General features: G+C 48.6%; 18 protein-coding genes and 1 pseudogene. 1 reads left to right on the forward strand and 18 read right to left on the reverse strand.

The annotated features are described in order from the left end of the window. The gene (locus tag QQK89_RS17135; RefSeq protein ID WP_284239855.1) at window positions 1–1,014 is read right to left on the reverse strand and encodes a thiamine pyrophosphate-dependent dehydrogenase E1 component subunit alpha; all 1,014 of its coding nucleotides are present in this window, start codon (window positions 1,012–1,014) and stop codon (window positions 1–3) included. Window positions 1,015–1,109: 95 nt separating this feature from the next. Next, the gene (lpdA, locus tag QQK89_RS17140; protein ID WP_284239856.1) at window positions 1,110–2,537 is read right to left on the reverse strand and encodes a dihydrolipoyl dehydrogenase; all 1,428 of its coding nucleotides are present in this window, start codon (window positions 2,535–2,537) and stop codon (window positions 1,110–1,112) included. A 276-nt stretch (window positions 2,538–2,813) separates the two neighbouring features. On the opposite strand from lpdA, the gene QQK89_RS17145 reads away from it, so the two are divergent. Then, a complete protein-coding gene (locus QQK89_RS17145; protein ID WP_284239857.1) occupies window positions 2,814–3,107 on the forward strand; it encodes a DUF2627 domain-containing protein in 294 nt (97 codons plus the stop codon). Window positions 3,108–3,222: 115 nt separating this feature from the next. Here QQK89_RS17145 and spo0A read toward each other — a convergent pair. The 16 genes and pseudogenes from spo0A to accC all read right to left on the reverse strand — a co-directional run bounded on the left by spo0A (window position 3,223) and on the right by accC (window position 18,383). After that, window positions 3,223–4,038 (reverse strand): annotated as a pseudogene (gene spo0A / locus QQK89_RS17150) (sporulation transcription factor Spo0A). 252 nt (window positions 4,039–4,290) lie between these two features. Further along, the gene (gene spoIVB, locus QQK89_RS17155) at window positions 4,291–5,625 is read right to left on the reverse strand and encodes a SpoIVB peptidase (RefSeq protein WP_284239858.1); all 1,335 of its coding nucleotides are present in this window, start codon (window positions 5,623–5,625) and stop codon (window positions 4,291–4,293) included. A 123-nt stretch (window positions 5,626–5,748) separates the two neighbouring features. Next, the gene (gene recN / locus QQK89_RS17160) at window positions 5,749–7,458 is read right to left on the reverse strand and encodes a DNA repair protein RecN (RefSeq protein WP_284239860.1); all 1,710 of its coding nucleotides are present in this window, start codon (window positions 7,456–7,458) and stop codon (window positions 5,749–5,751) included. A 22-nt stretch (window positions 7,459–7,480) separates the two neighbouring features. Continuing rightward, window positions 7,481–7,933 carry a transcriptional regulator AhrC/ArgR gene (gene ahrC / locus QQK89_RS17165; RefSeq protein WP_284239861.1) on the reverse strand — a complete coding sequence of 151 codons (453 nt, stop codon included), beginning with the start codon at window positions 7,931–7,933 and terminating at the stop codon, window positions 7,481–7,483. 24 nt (window positions 7,934–7,957) lie between these two features. Beyond that, on the reverse strand, window positions 7,958–8,416 hold the full coding sequence (locus tag QQK89_RS17170) for a hypothetical protein (protein WP_284239862.1): 459 nt from the start codon (window positions 8,414–8,416) through the stop codon (window positions 7,958–7,960). Window positions 8,417–8,684: 268 nt separating this feature from the next. Then, window positions 8,685–9,521, reverse strand: a complete 837-nt coding sequence (locus QQK89_RS17175; protein ID WP_284239863.1) for a TlyA family RNA methyltransferase — start codon at window positions 9,519–9,521, stop codon at window positions 8,685–8,687. 12 nt (window positions 9,522–9,533) lie between these two features. Further along, the gene (gene dxs / locus QQK89_RS17180; protein ID WP_284239864.1) at window positions 9,534–11,429 is read right to left on the reverse strand and encodes a 1-deoxy-D-xylulose-5-phosphate synthase; all 1,896 of its coding nucleotides are present in this window, start codon (window positions 11,427–11,429) and stop codon (window positions 9,534–9,536) included. A gap of 129 nt (window positions 11,430–11,558) precedes the next feature. Further along, a complete protein-coding gene (locus tag QQK89_RS17185; RefSeq protein ID WP_284239865.1) occupies window positions 11,559–12,467 on the reverse strand; it encodes a polyprenyl synthetase family protein in 909 nt (302 codons plus the stop codon). Between the two features lie 2 nt (window positions 12,468–12,469). Beyond that, on the reverse strand, window positions 12,470–12,730 hold the full coding sequence (xseB, locus tag QQK89_RS17190) for an exodeoxyribonuclease VII small subunit (RefSeq protein ID WP_434481705.1): 261 nt from the start codon (window positions 12,728–12,730) through the stop codon (window positions 12,470–12,472). Further along, on the reverse strand, window positions 12,705–14,078 hold the full coding sequence (gene xseA, locus QQK89_RS17195) for an exodeoxyribonuclease VII large subunit (protein ID WP_284239867.1): 1,374 nt from the start codon (window positions 14,076–14,078) through the stop codon (window positions 12,705–12,707). Before xseA ends, xseB begins: the two co-directional genes overlap by 26 nt. Window positions 14,079–14,087: 9 nt before the next feature. Beyond that, window positions 14,088–14,948 (reverse strand): bifunctional methylenetetrahydrofolate dehydrogenase/methenyltetrahydrofolate cyclohydrolase FolD, encoded by an 861-nt coding sequence (folD, locus tag QQK89_RS17200; protein ID WP_284239868.1) that lies wholly within the window; start codon window positions 14,946–14,948, stop codon window positions 14,088–14,090. 41 nt (window positions 14,949–14,989) lie between these two features. Then, the gene (gene nusB / locus QQK89_RS17205) at window positions 14,990–15,451 is read right to left on the reverse strand and encodes a transcription antitermination factor NusB (RefSeq protein ID WP_284239870.1); all 462 of its coding nucleotides are present in this window, start codon (window positions 15,449–15,451) and stop codon (window positions 14,990–14,992) included. Window positions 15,452–15,569: 118 nt separating this feature from the next. Next, complete coding sequence (locus QQK89_RS17210) at window positions 15,570–15,800, reverse strand: DUF2273 domain-containing protein (RefSeq protein WP_434481706.1); 231 nt, start codon at window positions 15,798–15,800, stop codon at window positions 15,570–15,572. A gap of 14 nt (window positions 15,801–15,814) precedes the next feature. Further along, window positions 15,815–16,372, reverse strand: a complete 558-nt coding sequence (gene amaP, locus QQK89_RS17215; RefSeq protein ID WP_284239872.1) for an alkaline shock response membrane anchor protein AmaP — start codon at window positions 16,370–16,372, stop codon at window positions 15,815–15,817. A 100-nt stretch (window positions 16,373–16,472) separates the two neighbouring features. Further along, the gene (locus QQK89_RS17220; RefSeq protein WP_284239873.1) at window positions 16,473–16,880 is read right to left on the reverse strand and encodes an Asp23/Gls24 family envelope stress response protein; all 408 of its coding nucleotides are present in this window, start codon (window positions 16,878–16,880) and stop codon (window positions 16,473–16,475) included. A gap of 138 nt (window positions 16,881–17,018) precedes the next feature. After that, the gene (gene accC, locus QQK89_RS17225; protein ID WP_284239874.1) at window positions 17,019–18,383 is read right to left on the reverse strand and encodes an acetyl-CoA carboxylase biotin carboxylase subunit; all 1,365 of its coding nucleotides are present in this window, start codon (window positions 18,381–18,383) and stop codon (window positions 17,019–17,021) included. Between the last annotated feature and the right edge of the window lie 14 nt (window positions 18,384–18,397).

The raw sequence follows: 18,397 nt of genomic DNA on the forward strand, positions 1-18,397 counted from the left end.
TTATTGTCCCTCCTCCGCATACACATGCAACAGCACGGATTCAGGCGCCGGGAACGGCGCGTTATCGCCATATTCCGTTGCTTCATCAATCATCTTGCGTATGCGAGCTAGAAGTTCAGCCTCCAGCTCTTCGTTCCAAAGGCCGCATTCTTCGAGATAGATTCTGAATTTCGGAATTCCGTCCTTCGCCCGATTCTCATCAACCTCTTCCTTCGTACGGTAAGCAAGGTCGTTATCGGATGTAGAATGCGGAGACAAGCGGTACATCATCGCTTCAATTAATGTTGGGCCTTCGCCGGCAATTGCGCGTTCGCGGGCTTCCTTCACGACACGGAACACTTCAAGCGCATCGTTGCCGTCAACTTGATAACCCGGGAATCCATAACCTAAGGCGCGATCCGCTACCCGGCCGCCAAGCTGTTTGCTTACCGGCACCGAAATGGCATATTGGTTGTTCTCGCACATCAAAATGACCGGAAGCTTATGAACCCCGGCAAAATTGCAGCCTTCATGAAAATCTCCTTGGTTGCTGGAGCCTTCGCCGAAGGTAACAAAACTTACGATTGGTTTATTTTTCATCTTTGCGGCAAGCGCGATGCCAACAGCATGCGGCACCTGTGTGGTTACCGGGCTGGACCCCGTAACGATACGAAGACGCTTGGAACCAAAGTGGCCAGGCATTTGACGTCCACCGCTGTTTGGATCTTCGGCTTTCGCAAATACAGACAACATCAATTCTTTGACCGTCATGCCGACAGCAAGTACAAATCCATAATCACGATAATAAGGCAGGAAATAATCATTATCCCGGTCCAAAGCAAAAGCAGCTGCTACTTGAGCAACTTCCTGGCCGATCCCGGAAACGTGGAAATTAATTTTTCCTGCTCTTTGCAGCAGCATGTTGCGCTCGTCGAATTTACGCGCAAGCACCATCATTCCGTACATTTCAACAGCCTGCTCGTTCGTTAAGCCCAATTCATTATGCCGAAAGGTTTGTTCGGTTGATTGACTCATGAGGTTATGCCTCCTTTAACCTGATTTTAAAACCAGGTACTAAGACTTGATATTACCTATTATAACCGCATTCGCGCGAAAAAGAAAATCTTCCGCTATAGCGCCAGCGATTTGCCTTCGATAGCAAGCATCGCTTCTCCGAGCGCTTCGGATAAGGTTGGATGCGGATGAATGAGCTGTCCGACTTCCCATGGCGTGGCATTCAGCAATGCGGCAAGCGATGCTTCCGAGATCAAATCCGTCGCATGAGGACCAATCATATGAACGCCAAGGATATCGCCGGTTTTCCGGTCGGCTATAACTTTTACAAAACCATCGGCTTCACCGAGCACCAGCGCTTTGCCAATTGCCGCAAAAGGAATTTTCCCGGTCTTAATATCATGCCCTTTCGTCCTTGCGCTATCTTCGGTTAATCCGTATGAAGCAACTTCCGGACGGGAGTAGATGCAACGGGGAATCAGATTTGGATCTGTTGCCGCATGTTTATGCCCGGCAATATGCTCAGCTGCTGCGACACCTTCATGAGCCGCTGCATGCGCAAGCTGAACCCCGCCGATCACGTCGCCAATCGCATAAATATGAGGTTCCGTCGTTTGTCCATTGTCATTCACGAAGATAACGCCGTTTTTCGTCTGAATATCGGTGTTTTCGAGTCCAATGTTCTCAATGTTCGCTTGTCGACCGACTGATAAAAGCAGCTTGCTGGCCGTTAGTAAAATATTGCCCTCGGACGTTTCCGCCATAATGGACACTTCGTCGGCATTAATCGAAAGTTCTTCAGTCTTGAGCTGGACATTAGTCAGTACTCGTACACCGCGACGACGCAACAGTCGGGTTAGTTCAGCAGATACTTCGGCATCTTCGCCTGGAAGCAGTCTTGCTCCTACTTCAATCAAAGTGACTTTCACGCCAAAATCTTGCAGCATCGATGCCCATTCTACCCCGATTACGCCACCGCCAACGATGAGGATAGAGTCGGGCAGCGTCTCAAGCTGTAATGCATCGTCGCTGGACAAAATATGCACGCCATCCGGTTTTAGTCCCGGCAGATGACGAGGGCGTGAGCCTGTCGCGATAATCAGATTTGTCGAGACAACCGACTCCATCTCTCCGTCCGCTAGTTCTACCGCCAATGATCCGCTGCGCGGAGAAAAGATGGAAGGTCCGATCACGCGGCCTTTGCCGTTAATAACTTGGATATCATATTTCTTCATTAAACCTTTCAAGCCGCGATGCAATTGTTCAACGGTTGTTTCCTTGCGGCTTTGAACTTTATTGAAATCAAGAGACAAAGCGCCTTCTGCGACCGTAACCCCATATTTATCAGCCTCTAGCAAAGTCGCATACACTTCCGCGCTGCGAAGAAGCGATTTACTCGGTATACATCCTTTATGTAAGCAAGTGCCGCCTAGCTTATCGAGCTCCACGATTGCTACGCTTTTGCCTAGCTGGGCAGCTCTGATCGCCGCTGAGTATCCGCCAGGGCCTCCGCCAAGCACAGCTACATCCACTTGGATTGTCATTTATGTATTTCCTCCTAAAATGAATTACCACCTACAAAGGCATAGGTTTTGCCGTTTGTGTGATTCATGCTTCGAAAGCATAAGCTAAATGAATTACCACCTACAAATGCAAAGGTTCTGCCGTTTGTTTAGTGGATCGTCTCGATTGCTACTCGTCCTATTGTACCTTTTTTCAAATCGATTTACATCGTTAAATTTCCGAAATAGACAGTCCCCTCAGAAAAAGGTATCATAGGAAATAATATTGATATCGGATACAAGGAGAACATCATACATATGAAATTAGTTGCTGCCCGTCTGGTTGCCGTTCTGCTGCTTGTCATTCCCGGCATAGCTGCCTGTATCGGTTTCCTCAAAATGAAGAATGCTATATTTAATTATTTCTCCGAATTTGGCAATGATTCGATTACTCCTGATTTCGCGTGGCTCAGCTTTCTATTTGGTCTTGTTTTGTTTATGATTGGCGTTGGTTTTATCGGCGGCTGGATTTTCTTCCGCGACCGCAAACGCAATTACGTGGCTCCGAGATTTCGTCCCAAACGTCCTAGACCGCCTAAACCGCAGGCTTAAGACGACGTAGAACACCCCGCGATAACTCTAATGAGTATTGCGGGGTGCTTTTTATTTCCTGAAAAGAAAAACCGCTTTCATATTGGAAAAACCAATAAAATAGCGGTTCTTGTCTTTAGCTGACTTTGTGTTCAATCCGAAGCTTATCCGCTACCATCGCGATAAACTCGGAGTTCGTTGGCTTTGACTTGCTGATGTTAATAGTGTAACCAAACAAATGCGAGATGCTGTCGATGTTGCCGCGCGTCCAAGCCACTTCAATCGCGTGGCGGATTGCGCGTTCAACGCGGGATGGCGTTGTTTTGAACTTTTCAGCGATTGCCGGATAAAGCGTCTTAGTAATTGCACCAAGAATTTCGATGTTGTTGTACACCATCGTGATAGCCTCGCGCAAATACTGATAACCTTTAATATGGGCTGGAACGCCAATTTCATGAATAATGCTAGTAATGTTCGCGTCAAGATTTTTGCCTTTAGCAAGCGGGACGACGTTTGATTTGATCGTCGTTGTTGCGGCAGAACTGAAAGATGCCGAAGAAGTAAATGCAGTATTGCTCACCAATTGGCGAATTCGATTCGCAAGAATTTCCATATCGAATGGTTTCAAAATTTAATATGACGCGCCGAGTTGTACAGCTTTTTGGGTGATATTCTCTTGGCCAAACGCCGTCAACATGATGATCTTTGGCATAGGCGAGATATTCAATTCCTTAATCCGCTCCAAGACGCCAAGGCCATCCAAGTGTGGCATAATGATATCCAAAATGAGAACATCAGGTACTTTTCTGCCTTCTTCGAAATAAGACAATACCTCTTCACCGTTATAAGCTACTCCGGTTACGTTCATATCATTTTGTTCCGATATGTATTCGGATAATAAATTGGTGAATTCACGATTGTCATCTGCCAGCAATACTTCGATCTTGTGCAAGGTCTGGTCCTCCCTTAAATGGATATTCACTCGCGATTACCTTCCCTAGTTGTCTTGGATAAAGTTTTCGACACGCCGCTTTAAATTCCTTCTGTCGAAAAATTTTTTTCCTTTGATTTTTAAATCAATTTCGTTATAATAAATATTTTATTACAAATGTTGATGACGTTCGAAAGTTTTCGACAATCTTAACCAATTCTAGACGCTTGTCATAAATAAAACCGCTGAGGGATACTCAGCGGTTTTGTTTGTTTATGCAGCTGTACGATGCGTTGTAGATCGCTCTCGCTCTCGCATTAGAATACCTGCATCTTGCAACATCCATTCAATAAAACATCCATACCCCGAGGAAGGATCGTTAACGAATACATGCGTTACCGCTCCTACAAGCTTCCCGTTCTGAATGATCGGCGATCCCGACATCCCCTGAACAATCCCGCCTGTTTTATCAAGAAGACGTTTATCGGTTATTTTGATAACCATCCCTTTAGTTGCTGGCGCAGGTTGTTTGGTAACATGAGCGATTTCAATATTGAATCGTTCGACCTTCTGCCCGTTTACAACGGTCAGAATCTGAGCCGGTCCCTCTTTAACCTCTTCGGCGAAAGTTACGGGAATCGTTTTGTCACTGTAGCTATGAATCGGATTTTCGTTCATTTTGCCAAAAATTCCGAAAGGCGTGTTTCGTTCGATATTGCCTAAAATTTTACCTTCTTTGACGAAATGAGCGCGTTTTTCTCCAGGCTCTCCCGTTTGGCTCTTGTTAATGGACGTCACGCTGGATTGTAAAATCTGCCCTTCCCCAACCTCAATCGGGGTCTGGGTATCCATATCCGTAATAACATGTCCCAAGGCACCGTAAACGCCCTGTTCAGGCGCATAAAACGTTAAGGTGCCAACACCTGCAGCGGAGTCGCGGATATAAAGCCCCAGCTTCCAATTACGCTCTTCTGCGTCTCGGATCGGATATAGCTTTGTTTCTCCAATCGTACCATTGCGTTTATAAGTAATTGCGAGCGGACGCTGTTCTTTACCTGCTTGTTCCACTAAATCAGCGACTTTGCGTACTTCATTAATATTGTGCCCATCGATCCTAATAATAAGATCGCCTAACCGGAGACCCGCTTTTTCACCCGGGGACTCTTTCGTACCGTTATTAGCGCGAACCTGATGATGGCCAACAACCAGTATGCCAGCGGATTTCACTTTCACACCAATGGTCTGGCCGCCTGGAATAACCCTCAAATCAGGAACCACATTAACTTTAACGGTTTTGAACGGAATTTTACCAAATAATTTCACTTTCATGCTCGTTTGACCGCTTTGATGCGGTTGTAACGAAATAGGATCGTTCAAATTGACTGATAATGACTGACGGGTTGAGCCATTAATTTGAAGCATTCGTGGATCCACGGTAACTTCTGCATGTACGGGTACTCCATATTGTAATCGTTTCAGTTGGCCGGAGAATAAACGTAGTTCATTCGGGAATGCGGCAAAATGTTGAAACGGCGCGGAGAGGCCGATCATGCAGACGCAGATAACGAGAACTAGGCCAAACCATTTCTTCCTTGGGCTGGAGTTCAATGATTTCACGCTCCCTGTTATTCCATCGCATGACGAGAAAGGTCGTTTCGCCATTGGCGTACCTTTAAGTTACCCCGCACTCCTTGTTTTATGACCGCAAAAACATTCCCTGAATGCCTTCCATTAGGCTCCCTTCTGTCGATCCGCCAAAACAAGCATTTCTTGTGCATGATGGCGAGTTTTTTCCGTAACTTCTACGCCGCCCAACATACGGGCAAGTTCCTCTATTCGCGAGTTCTCCATAAGCTTTGTTACATTAGTGGAGGTACGTTGCTCAATCACCTGCTTGCGGATTTCGTAATGATGATCGGCCATACAGGCAACTTGCGGTAGATGCGTGATGGAAAAGATCTGACACTTGGACGATAGCTGCGACATCTTTTCGGCTATCGCTTGAGCTGCCCTTCCGCTGACACCAGTATCCACTTCGTCAAAGATCAGGACCGGCACTTGATCGATCTCTGCGAAGATCGCCTTCAGCGCCAGCATAATTCTCGACATTTCACCGCCTGAAGCAATTTTGTTCAATGGTTTCAATGGCTCTCCCGGATTCGTTGACAACATAAAGATCGCTTCATCAATACCGTTGGCATTTAAGGTTGCCATCTCAGAACTATCGGCTGAAGCCGGATGATCAAGTTGTACGCGGAAAATGGTATTGCCCATCTGCAATTGCTTCAATTCAAGTTCGATGGTAACAGCAAGACGTTCGGATGCGTGGGCACGGAGTTCGGATAATTCTTGCGCCAGTTCATGTGCTTGCAAATACAATCGCTGTTCGTCCTTGCGCAGCCTGTCCAAATATTCATCGCGGTTCTCGATCTTATCCCGCTCTTCTGTTATGCGATCTAGATATTGCAGGATTTCGGGAATGGTCTCGCCGTATTTGCGCTTCAATCCGTTGATCAGATCCAATCTGTCTTCAATGAGGGAGAGCTGCTCCGGGTCGGAATCGATGCCATCCCGGTAATCCCGAAGCTGGAATACGGCATCCTCCGCTTGATAATAGGCAGATTGCAGCTGTTCAAGCAAAGGCGTCAAAATGGCAGGGTCATAAGTCTGGATATCCGTTAGCTTGGCGATCGCCTTGCTGAGGACAGCTAGTCCCTTGCCGTTATAAAGGAGATCATAGGCCTCGGATACGCTGTCCATCCGCTTACCGGCATATTGCAGCTTGCGCTTGTCTTCCGCTAACTGCTCATCTTCGTTTTCCTTCAGCTTAGCATTTGTAATCTCCTCAATCTGATACCGGTACAAATCCAGCATCTGCACGTTATGCCGGGTTGTTTCCTCCAGATCGCGTACGGATGCCCTAGCTTGCTGAAGCTGTTGATATACAGCTCTATAGGCTGTCTTGCGCTCAATGAGCAAATCACCCGCGAACAAATCCAACCACTCTAAATGCTGCTCTGTTCGCAAGAGCGATTGATGTTCATGCTGGCCATGTATATTAACGAGGCATTCGCCAATCTCGCGCAGCATTGTCATTGTGACCAACTGGCCATTGACGCGGCTGCTGCTCTTGCCATGCGCAGTGAGCTCCCGTCTAATCACAAGCATCTCTTCTCTTGAAGCCTGAACGCCGAGACGTTCCAATACCATCCATACCGGATGGGAGGATGGTAAATCAAACATTGCCTCCATCTCGGCTTTATCACAGCCATACCTGACCATATCTGCGGAGCCGCGTCCACCGACTATTAAGCTCAGTGCATCGATTATGATGGATTTCCCTGCACCTGTTTCCCCCGTCAATACATGAAATCCATGATGAAACGAAACATTTACTTCCTCAATAACCGCCAAATTCCGAATGGATAACTCGCGCAGCATGGCCTATGACCTCCAACAATGATTAATTCAGAAGGTCGAGCAGCTTCTCTACAAGCTCGCCGCTCTTCTCCTTCGTTCGGCAAATAATTAGGATCGTATCATCGCCGCATATTGTACCCATAACCTCCGGCCATTCCATGTTGTCGATCAATGCGCCAATGGCATTGGCCGTACCCGGCAAACATTTCATGACGACCAGATTCTCGGTATAGTCAATATGGGTGAAGTGATCAATAAGCGCCCGCTTCAGCTTATTAATCGGGTTATGACGCTGCTGATCCTGAGGCAGCGAATATTTATAACGGCCATCTCCAGCGGGCACCTTAATGAGCATAAGCTCCTTCATATCTCTTGATACGGTCGCTTGTGTGACCTGAAGTCCGGCTTCCCGTAAAGCGTCAACCAGTTCCTCTTGTGTTTCGATCGTACTTTTCGTAATTAATTCCTTGATTTTGTACTGTCTAATGCCCTTCATTACGTTCTTCCTCCCCAAAACATGCTAGTCGCTTATATGAAAAATAATTTGCCGAACAATCTGCTCTTTCGCGTCGACGAACAAAATTCCCGTGCATTCCGGCAACAGGAGCGAATACACAAGCAAACGGTCTCTTACGCCGCTGCCTGTCCAATCCATCGGCATTCGTTCGCGAGCAGTTTTTACAATATACATTTTGCCATCTTGCTCGGCAATATAATCAATGTACAGTCGGCTGTTCAGTGATTGTCCGTCCAATTCAATTCCTACCGGAACTCTGTGCTTACCGGAGATAACCTCATAGCCGGAACGTTCCAGGAACAGAACGTTCTCATCGTCTACATCCAGTTCACCGCCCTTGCCAAGCGTTAACCGATTAACGCTGACAGGCTGATGAAGCCACTTATAGACACCGCGGTATGCCCAGAACAATAAAAATGCGCCAGCGACTAGCATAATAAACCAGTCACCGAACATTCCCATACACAGCCCTCCTATCCATTAGAACCTTGTTTACTTAATTGGTTCGTGATGAAGGGAGCATTTTCCTCTCAGAACAAATGGACGAACGCATGTTTGGTTGCTTTCAGTTTAGCAAATCGAACACATGTTTGTAAAGAGGGGAAATAAAAACGGCTGCTTGCACATAGAAAACAAAAGGGAACGCCTGCCGCATTGCGGCTTAGCATTCCCTTCCATCTGTTTCGTACCCGCATGCTTGTGCTTGTGGTGTGAAACAAAGCTGCTATGGTTAATGTTTTTTGTTAACGGTAAAGGTCTCGCTTGCTTGACGGACAACGTCCGAAATCAGCTGTTCATCCGGCACTTGGCCGTTTGGCTCGTTCTCCCACGTCCAATGAGCGAGAAATTCGATGTTGCCTTCTCCGCCGGTAATAGGCGAGAAAGTCAGGTTTTGCAGCTTGTAGCCAAGCTCGGAAGCAGCTCCAAGAACGTTCTCAAGCACTTCCTTGTGAACGGCAGGTTCCCGTACTACGCCTGATTTGCCAACCTTCTCCCGCCCCGCTTCGAATTGCGGCTTGATAAGTGCAACAATTGCGGAACCAACGCCCAGCAAACCGCTGAGAGCCGGCAAAATAAGCTTAAGCGATATAAAGGATACGTCAATCGAAGCGAAAGTCGGCGGTGGTCCTTCCAAATCAGCCGGCTGCGTGTATCGGAAATTGGTCCGTTCCATGACGCGTACTCTTTCATCCTGTCTAAGCGACCAGTCCAGCTGATTGTAACCAACATCGATGGCATACACGAAAGAGGCGCCGTTTTGCAAAGCGCAATCGGTAAAACCTCCTGTAGAGGCACCGATATCCAGCATGACTCTGCCGTTTAGATCAAGATCAAAGGAACGAATCGCTTTCTCAAGCTTTAATCCCCCGCGACTTACATACGGGTGGATCGCGCCTTTCACCTTGATTTCAGCTTCGCGCGGAACCTTCATTCCGCCTTTGTCCACCGGTTCGTTGTTCACCAGAACAAGCCCCGCCATTACTGCTGCTTTCGCTTTTTCCCTGCTCTCGTAGAATCCGCGCTCTACAAGCAATACATCGATTCTTTCCTTAGGTGTTGTTGTCATGTTTCTCCTTCATTACTGCCCGGTTGCGCGTTTCTGCAGGCTCGGAAGCATATTCTTAAGCTCCATTGCCGCTCTCTCTCCCGTTAAGCCAACTTCCACTCGCTGCTCTTTGATGGAACCGTGTTCCACGAAAATGTCCGGAACGCCCATAATACGAACAGACATTCCGTAAATACCGCGCAAAGAGTAGAACTCCATCACCGCGCTGCCGAACCCGCCGAGTTCAGAGCTTTCTTCAATAACAAGAATATGTTTCCCTTCCGCTGCGAAAGCCAAAAGCATATCTTCATCAAGCGGCTTAATAAATCTGGCATTCACAATCTGGACTTGAAGTCCGTCACGCTTGAGCAGATCGGCGGCTTCTTCAGCTACCTGGATCATTGGCCCCATCGCCAGAATGACGGCAGAATCGCCTTCCCGAAGCGTTTCCCACTTACCGATAGGCAGCGGGAGCAGTTGTTCGTCCATCTTGACGCCCAATCCGTTGATACGCGGATAACGGACCGCAATCGGGCCTTCGTTATAATCAATCGCCGTCTTCATCATGCGGCGAAGTTCGTTCTCGTCCTTAGGCATCATAATGACAAGGTTCGGTATATGGCGAAGGAACGCAATATCATAAACGCCCTGATGCGTCTCGCCGTCCGGGCCAACAAAACCGGCACGGTCAATCGCAAATACAACATTCGCGTTGTGACGGCAAATATCATGCACAACCTGATCGTAAGCACGTTGCAGGAAAGTGGAATATACCGCATAAACCGGCTTCATTCCTTCCATTGCGAGAGCGGCGGACATGGTTGCCGCATGCTGCTCGGCAATGCCTACGTCGATCATGCGGTTAGGGAACCGTTCGGCAAATTTGAGGAGCCCGGAACCGCCAGGCATTGCAGGCGTTACCGCAACGATCCGTTTATCTTGCTCGGCCAGTTCAATCAATGTATTGCCAAATACGTCTGTGTACATCGGTGGACCAACTGCCTTGACAACTTGACCCGATTCGATTTTGTACGGCGTGATGCCATGCCATTTGAACGAATCGGCTTCTGCAGGGGAATACCCTTTCCCTTTAACGGTAATAACATGCACCAGAACCGGACCTGGAATGGAGTCTGCCTGTTTGAACAGTTCGATCATTTGTTCCATGTCATGGCCGTCCACCGGCCCTAAATAAGTGAAGCCAAATTGCTCAAACAAAATGCCGCTGACGAGCAAATATTTCAGGCTGTCTTTAAACCGTTCGGCCGTCTTCGCAAGCTTTCCGCCAATTGCCGGAATCTTGTTAAGCAAATGATGCAGCTCATCTTTCGCTTTCTGATAATGACGGTCCGTACGGATTTTGCTCAAATAATGATGCATCGCGCCAACGTTTGGCGCAATTGACATCTCATTGTCGTTTAACACGACAATCATGTCCTTCTTCTCATCGCCGATATGGTTCAAAGCTTCAAGCGCCATGCCGCCGGTAAGCGCGCCGTCGCCGATGATGGCCACGACCCGGTTGTCCTCGCCTTTCAAATCGCGGGCAAGCGCCATACCCATGGCACCGGACAGGGAAGTACTGCTATGACCCGCTTCCCAAACGTCATGTTCGCTTTCCGCGCGTTTGACAAAGCCGCAAAGCCCTTTATATTTACGTAATGTATCAAACCGGTCTTTGCGTCCGGTCAGAATTTTGTGAACATACGATTGATGGCCTACGTCAAAAAGAAACTTATCCTTCGGACTGTCAAACAAATAATGGAGAACGAGAGTCAGCTCCACTACGCCAAGGTTAGGTGCGAGATGACCACCTGTAACGGAAAGGTTCTCAATGAGAAACTGGCGTATCTCCTCGGATAACTGCTCCAGTTCTGTCATAGACAAATCTTTCAGATCTTGAGGTCCTTTAATTTGATCAAGCAGCACGTTACTTCCTCGCTTTCTGGAATACGACTTTTACACTCACGTCCCATTCCACAATAAACGTCAAAATATTGCAATCATTATAGCATAATCGCCGATCTTTTCCCAATGTACCTAATTACACGATCCTAATTAATAGTCCCGTTGTACGAGGTAATCGGCAATTAACAGCAATTTATCAGGCGCGTCCAGCCGTGCTTCGAGGATGGCGGCTTTCGCCTCACGAGTCAAACGTTTGACCTGTGATTTGCTCTCTTCGATCCCCAGTAGATAAGGGTAAGTAACCTTTTGCTGTTCCACGTCGCTGTTCGTTTTTTTGCCAAGCTTTTTCTCGTCGCCGATTAGATCAAGAATATCATCTTGAATCTGGAAGGCCAGCCCGATGTTGCGCGCATAATGGCGCAAAGCTTCCAACTGTTCAGTCGAAGCGCCGCCAATGCGGCCTCCTGCCGTCACCGAGAATACAATTAAATCGCTTGTTTTATGAAGATGAATATATTCGAGTTCCTCGATCGAGGTTATCCCCTGTTCGCCTTCCATGTCAGCCGCCTGACCGCCCACCATGCCCCGAGCCCCTGCAAGCATAGCCAAATCTTCCACGATATCAAGCGCTACTTCGGCGCTTACCCCGCCACTGCGGGCCGCTTTAGGGATAAGATGAAAAGCGTGAGTAAGCAGGGCATCGCCCGCAAGAATCGCCATGGCTTCTCCGAATACTTTGTGATTCGTCAGCTTCCCGCGGCGGTAATCATCGTTATCCATGGCAGGCAGATCGTCATGGATCAACGAATAGGTATGAATATATTCGATGGCGCAAGCAACCGGGAGCGCATGGCGCGCAGCCGCGGCTTGACCTTGAACCGCTTCGGCAGCGGCCAGGACAAGAGCCGGACGCAGCCGTTTGCCGCCAGCTTGCAGAGAGTATAACATGGACTCTCTAAGCTCCTGCGGAATATTCCAATCGGCGGGCAGCGCCTCGGGAAGAGACTTTTCAACAAGCGCAGCACATTCATGCAAGTAGGTCTTGATATCAGTAATCAATGTTATTCCCCTTTTTCCTCGTTCATTGGAGCGAATGCCTTCTTCTGAAAACCTTGCTCAGTCTCAATCAACAGTTCAATCTTGCGTTCAACCTGCTCGAGCTTGCCGCCGCACAGCTGCGACAGCTTCATGCCTTCTTGGAAAAGATCAATCGCCGTTTCAAGCGGAACATCTCCGCTCTCAAGCCTCTCAACAATTTTCTCTAGCTGTTCCATGGCTTCTTCAAAACTTAATTCGCTATTCGCCGCTGCTTTCAACGCCATCTTCTCCTTTCATCGACCAGACATGACAGTCTAGCTGTCCGTCTGCTACCTTAACCCTTACAAGATCACCCGGCTGAACTTCTGCAATGGATTTTATCAGTCGCTTCTCCTGTTCGTCGTAGACCAGGCTGTAGCCTCTGGCCATTACTTTGAGAGGACTAAGCGCATCCAGCTGCCTGATTGCGCTATGGAGCTGCAACCGCCGCTCTTTAAGAGAGGACACCATCGCTTGCTCAAGCCGCTTTTGATCACCTTGAAGACGTTTGGCCGCAAATGCCGCCTGCTCTCCAGGATGATGACCGGCCAACTGACTATGAAGTTTATCAAGCTTAGCTTTACCGCGTTCTGCTACACGCAAAGTTCGATGCTGCAAACGCTCCTGTAGACGATCCAGTCGCTGTGCCTGATCCAATAAATATTTACGCGGATGTACGAAAAATGGCGACCGCCTGACGCGCTGGAGCTGCTCCTTCCGGCCCTGTACCATCATCCGCAGCGATTGTTCCAACCGCTGTCGTTGTCTCGTTAGCTGCTGCTGCAGCTCTGCTACATGCGGCACGGCCAGTTCGGCGGCAGCGGTTGGCGTCGCTGCCCTCAGATCAGCTACAAAATCTGCTATCGTAAAATCCGTTTCATGTCCAACCGCGCTAATGATCGGAATTTGCGATGCGGCAATGCTTCTTGCGACAGGTTCTTCGTTAAAAGCCCAAAGCTCTTCAAGAGAACCGCCGCCCCTGCCTACAATTAATACGTCGACTTCGCCAAAACGGTTCATCGATTCTATAGCTTTTACGATTGAAGGTGCCGCTTGCGTCCCTTGGACGAGCACCGGAAACACGTAGATCGGAACGGAGGGATGCCTGCGCTGCAACGTAATAATGATATCCCGGACCGCTGCCCCCGTCGGAGAGGTTATTACGCCTACGGCGCGAGGGAAACGCGGAATGGGCCGTTTGCGCGACTCGGCAAACAACCCTTCTGTCTCTAGCTTTGATTTGAGCTGCTCGTACGCTAAATACAAACTGCCAATCCCGTCCGGCTGCATCGCCGTTACATAAAATTGATAGTTGCCGTCACGTTCATAGACGGACACGTTGCCGCGCGCCATCACTTTTGCGCCTTCACGCGGAATAAAAGGCAACCGCTGATTATGCGAAGCAAACATAATGCATTTCAAACGGCTGTCTTTGTCCTTCAGCGTAAAATACATATGGCCGCTGGAGTGATGGGTAAAATTAGAAATCTCGCCTCTTAGCCATACATCGCCAAGCAAGACATCCGATTCGAGCTTCATCCGTATGTACCGGTTAATATCTTTTATCGAATAAATGCGAGGCTGATCTGCCATAAGACACCATCACTCCCCGATTTTATGTGCACGCTTCGCAGCTGTAATCGTGTTGTTCATCAGCATCGTAATCGTCATCGGGCCAACTCCGCCCGGTACCGGTGTAATAAAGCCCGCTGTTTCCAAGCAGTCCTCGTAATCAACATCGCCGCAAAGTTTGCCGTCAGGCAGCCGGTTAATGCCCACATCGATAACAACCGCGCCAGGCTTCACGTATTTGCTGTCAATCGCTTTTGCTTTGCCAATCGCAACAACTAGAATATCCGCTTGCTTCGCGATCTCTTCCATATTGGCCGTACGGGAATGGCAAATTGTAACCGTTGCATTCTCGCGGAGTAGCAGCATCGCAACCGGCTTGCCGACAATATTGCTCCGGCCGATCACTACCGCATGTTTGCCCGCGATATCCACGCCGCTGCGTTTGATCAATTCAATGCAGCCGGCAGGCGTGCACGGAAGCAGGCTGTCATCGCCGATGACCAGATTGCCGACGCTTTCCGGATGGAAGCCGTCAACATCCTTGTCGACGTGAATCGCATCGATTACGGCTTTTTCATTAATATGTTTAGGCAATGGAAGCTGTACGAGAATACCGTTGATTTGGTCATCGTTATTCAGTTGATCAATAAGCGCAAGCAATTGCTCTTCCGAAGTCGTTTCTTCCAAACGGTGAACCTCGGAATGGAAGCCAAGCTGCTGACAGGCCTTCTCTTTCGAGCCGACATAAACTTTCGATGCCGGATCTTCTCCAACGAGAACAACCGCAAGTCCGGGAACAACGCCTTTTTCCTTCAGCTCAGCCGTTTCCCTCTGAATTTCTTCCCGGATCATATCAGAAATCTTTTTCCCTGCAATAATTTGTGCGCTCATCATCATCTCTCCCCTATGTACACGGCCGATTGGCCGTTCAACTAATTTGTCGATTCTGAATTTGCTTGCTCGCCTTCGCGTTCTTTGAGCAATTTGCCCAATACGCCGTTAACGAATTTACCGGATTCCTCGGTGCCAAAATGCTTTGCGAGTTCAATCGCTTCGTTAATTGCGGCTTTTGGCGGGACATCATTGCGGTAAGCTATCTCAAAACAAGCAAGACGCAAAATTTGACGGTCCACGCGGGACAACCGGTCCACTTGCCAGCCCGTCAAATATTGCTGAAGCATGTCATCAATGGCAGCTTTATTGTCAGCAACGCCATTTACTAGCTCGCGCACGTAAAGGTCTGTTTGATCATTCTCTGTAAATTCCGCTTCGATTTCATTCTCCGAACGAGCTTCCTCCATCAGCATATCGACTGCTTCCATGGGTGTAACTTCGTTCATCTCCAATTGATAAAGGCTCGATACAGCTATCTCTCGTGCTAATCTACGTTTCATGAATTCCTCCTCGGCAACATGCCGATATACTCTTTTATTTTGAAAAAAAACCTATGATCTCCTCCCTGCCCGGAACTGGCGGCAATCCATCTTCCGGCGTACGGAGGAGACCACAGGATTATCTAAACGGCCGATATCTTTCCGTGAGCCATGACCAAAGCCGCTGCCATGGCAGAATAGGACCGTTTTGCAAGTCCTTCTGCTTGCCTAACCAATAACCGACCGAGACGACCAGTATGAAAAACAGCATGTCCCAAAAGCCGGCAAACAAATACACAAATCCAAAAAACAGACCAGCGGCAGCGCCGATCGTCCGTTTCCCATAGACTGCCCAGTACTCCCTCCACATCGGCATTCTCCCCTTTACTCGACGCGACTTTTATTCGGTGCGGATTGAATGACGTTAGCGACAAAAACCGCTACATTCGTCACCGGAATGCCGGCGATTTCTTCAACATGCTCTTTAACCGCCTTCTGGATTTCCTCCGTGAGGCTAGGAATCGAGTTCTCGCCGTCAACCACCGCGCGCAGAATAATGTTGAGGCCGGAATCAGAAGCCTGGATCCGGGCTTTCAAATCTTTCACGCCGCGTTGCTTAGCCGCAGCCTTGAGCGCTAAATTCTCAATCGTCTCAATCGAGATGCGGATATCGCCAAAATCGGTACGCTGATCAATAGAAGGTGCCGTAGAGGAAGAACGTTTCAGCGACACAACAAAGAAACGCAAGCTTAGTACGAGAAGAACCAGACCAACAATAATAGTAGCGATAAGGAATGAATCGTTACGGTATAACTCAGTGACCATATCATTCAAATCGTCTTCCCGAATCCACTCAAATCCGATACAGGCAATAAAGACGGATATAACGCCGATGGCAATACTGTAAATAAACAAGAAGAGCTTGTCTATAATTCTGATCAACGTAACGCCTCCTCGCATCTGAGCGAATGAAAACCCCCTGGCGCGAAGCGGCATAACCATCACGAGGGGGTTATATGAATTCAATTCATCTGCGTATTTGTTATTTCACGCGGAAGTTTGTATCTTCTTCTTCCGGTTTGCTCTCCGTTTTGAAATGGACATCGTGAATATGTACGTTCACTTCAATAACGTTTAATCCCGTCATCATTTCAATGGAGCGTTTTACATTACGTTGAATTTCCGAGGCGATCTCCGGAATGCGGTTGCCGTATTCCACGATAATCGACACATCGACCGCAGCTTCCCGCTGGCCGACTTCAACTTTTACACCCTTGGACAAATTTTTGCGGCCAAGAAGCTCGGCAATTCCACCGGCAAATCCGCCACTCATACCTGCTACGCCATCCACTTCAACAGCAGCTAATCCAGCAATCACTTCAATGACTTCAGGGGCAATTTGAATTGTGCCAATGTCCGTTCTCTCATAATCTGCAGCAATCGTACTCATGATGGTTGTACACCTCCTTAAAGTTGCGCGCTCCGGCAAAATCGAAAGCTACGCCGAAGAATTACCTTCGCATCTTATTTCTATACTATAACATTCGACGTGAAATATGACAAACCAGGTGCAGATTGTACAATTCCGCTATTCCGCAAGCTCCGGTTGGTTCACATCGTATTCCTCAAGGAACTTGATATCGAAATTGCCATTCACGAACACCGGGTGGTTCAGAAGCTTCTGATGGAAAGGAATTGTCGTCTTGATTCCGTCAATGGCGAACTCCGCAAGCGCGCGTTTCATCCGTGCGATCGCCTCTTCCCGTGTACGGCCCCATACGATCAGCTTCGCAATCATCGAATCGTAATGCGGGGAAATCGTATAGCCCGGATAAACCGCGCTGTCCACCCGTACACCCGTACCGCCCGGAGGCAGGTAGAATGGAATCGGACCAGGAGAAGGCATAAAGTTGCGCTCCGAATCTTCCGCGTTAATGCGGCATTCGATCGCCCATCCGTTAATTTGAAGATCTTCTTGCTTAAACGACAGCGGACTGCCTTCTGCTACAGCGATCATCTCTTTAATAAGGTCGACATTCGTAATCATTTCCGTTACCGGATGTTCAACCTGGATCCGAGTGTTCATCTCCATAAAGTAGAAGTTGCCGTCCGGACCTAGCAGGAATTCCAGCGTTCCCGCGCCCGCGTAATTAACGGCAAGTGCGGCGCGTACTGCTGCGCGTCCCATCCGTTCGCGCATCTGAGGCGTCAATACCGGGCATGGAGCTTCTTCAACCAGCTTCTGGCGGCGGCGCTGAACGGAGCAATCACGTTCGAACAAATGAACCGCGTTTCCGTGCTTGTCGGCCATAATTTGAATTTCGACGTGCTTCATGCCCGTCAAATATTTCTCCAGGTATACGCCGGCGTTGCCGAAAGCTTTTTGAGCTTCCTGCTGGGCGGTTGTGATCTGTTGAACGAGGGATTCCTCATCCTCCGCAATTCGGATCCCTTTGCCGCCGCCTCCGGCAGTTGCTTTAATAATGACCGGGTAACCAATGCTGCGTGCAACAAGGATTGCCTCGTCCATATTCTCGATCAGGCCGTCGGAGCCCGGAATAACCGGCACATCCGCTTCCTTCATCGTTTGTTTGGCTACCGCCTTGTCGCCCATCTTGCTGATCGCTTCAGGGGAAGGTCCGATAAACGTAATGTTGCAGGACTCGCAAATCTCCGCGAAATCCGCGTTTTCGGCCAGGAAGCCATAACCCGGATGCACGGCATCGCAGCCTGTAATCGTAGCTACGCTCATTAGGTTCGTCAGATTCAGATAGCTGTCCTTTGAAGCAGTTGGACCAATGCAATACGCTTCATCAGCGAGTCGCACATGCAAGGAATCACGGTCCGCTTCGGAATAAACAGCAACAGTCGAAATGCCGAGCTCGCGGCAGGCGCGAATAATGCGTACGGCAATCTCTCCGCGGTTAGCGATTAATACTTTTTGGAATTTCACGTTTGTACTCCTCT

The organism is Paenibacillus glycanilyticus, assembly GCF_030161375.1.
GTDB lineage: Bacteria > Bacillota > Bacilli > Paenibacillales > Paenibacillaceae > Pristimantibacillus > Pristimantibacillus glycanilyticus_B.

Bases quoted from the DNA above. Each gene is read 5' to 3' on its own strand.
- QQK89_RS17135 (WP_284239855.1), bottom strand. From the start codon at position 1,014: ATGAGTCAATCAACCGAACAAACCTTTCGGCATAATGAATTGGGCTTA.
- lpdA (WP_284239856.1), bottom strand. From the start codon at position 2,537: ATGACAATCCAAGTGGATGTAGCTGTGCTTGGCGGAGGCCCTGGCGGA.
- QQK89_RS17145 (WP_284239857.1), top strand. From the start codon at position 2,814: ATGAAATTAGTTGCTGCCCGTCTGGTTGCCGTTCTGCTGCTTGTCATT.
- recN (WP_284239860.1), bottom strand. From the start codon at position 7,458: ATGCTGCGCGAGTTATCCATTCGGAATTTGGCGGTTATTGAGGAAGTA.
- ahrC (WP_284239861.1), bottom strand. From the start codon at position 7,933: ATGAAGGGCATTAGACAGTACAAAATCAAGGAATTAATTACGAAAAGT.
- QQK89_RS17170 (WP_284239862.1), bottom strand. From the start codon at position 8,416: ATGGGAATGTTCGGTGACTGGTTTATTATGCTAGTCGCTGGCGCATTT.
- QQK89_RS17175 (WP_284239863.1), bottom strand. From the start codon at position 9,521: ATGACAACAACACCTAAGGAAAGAATCGATGTATTGCTTGTAGAGCGC.
- xseB (WP_434481705.1), bottom strand. From the start codon at position 12,730: ATGGCGTTGAAAGCAGCGGCGAATAGCGAATTAAGTTTTGAAGAAGCC.
- xseA (WP_284239867.1), bottom strand. From the start codon at position 14,078: ATGGCAGATCAGCCTCGCATTTATTCGATAAAAGATATTAACCGGTAC.
- folD (WP_284239868.1), bottom strand. From the start codon at position 14,948: ATGAGCGCACAAATTATTGCAGGGAAAAAGATTTCTGATATGATCCGG.
- nusB (WP_284239870.1), bottom strand. From the start codon at position 15,451: ATGAAACGTAGATTAGCACGAGAGATAGCTGTATCGAGCCTTTATCAA.
- QQK89_RS17210 (WP_434481706.1), bottom strand. From the start codon at position 15,800: ATGTGGAGGGAGTACTGGGCAGTCTATGGGAAACGGACGATCGGCGCT.
- QQK89_RS17220 (WP_284239873.1), bottom strand. From the start codon at position 16,880: ATGAGTACGATTGCTGCAGATTATGAGAGAACGGACATTGGCACAATT.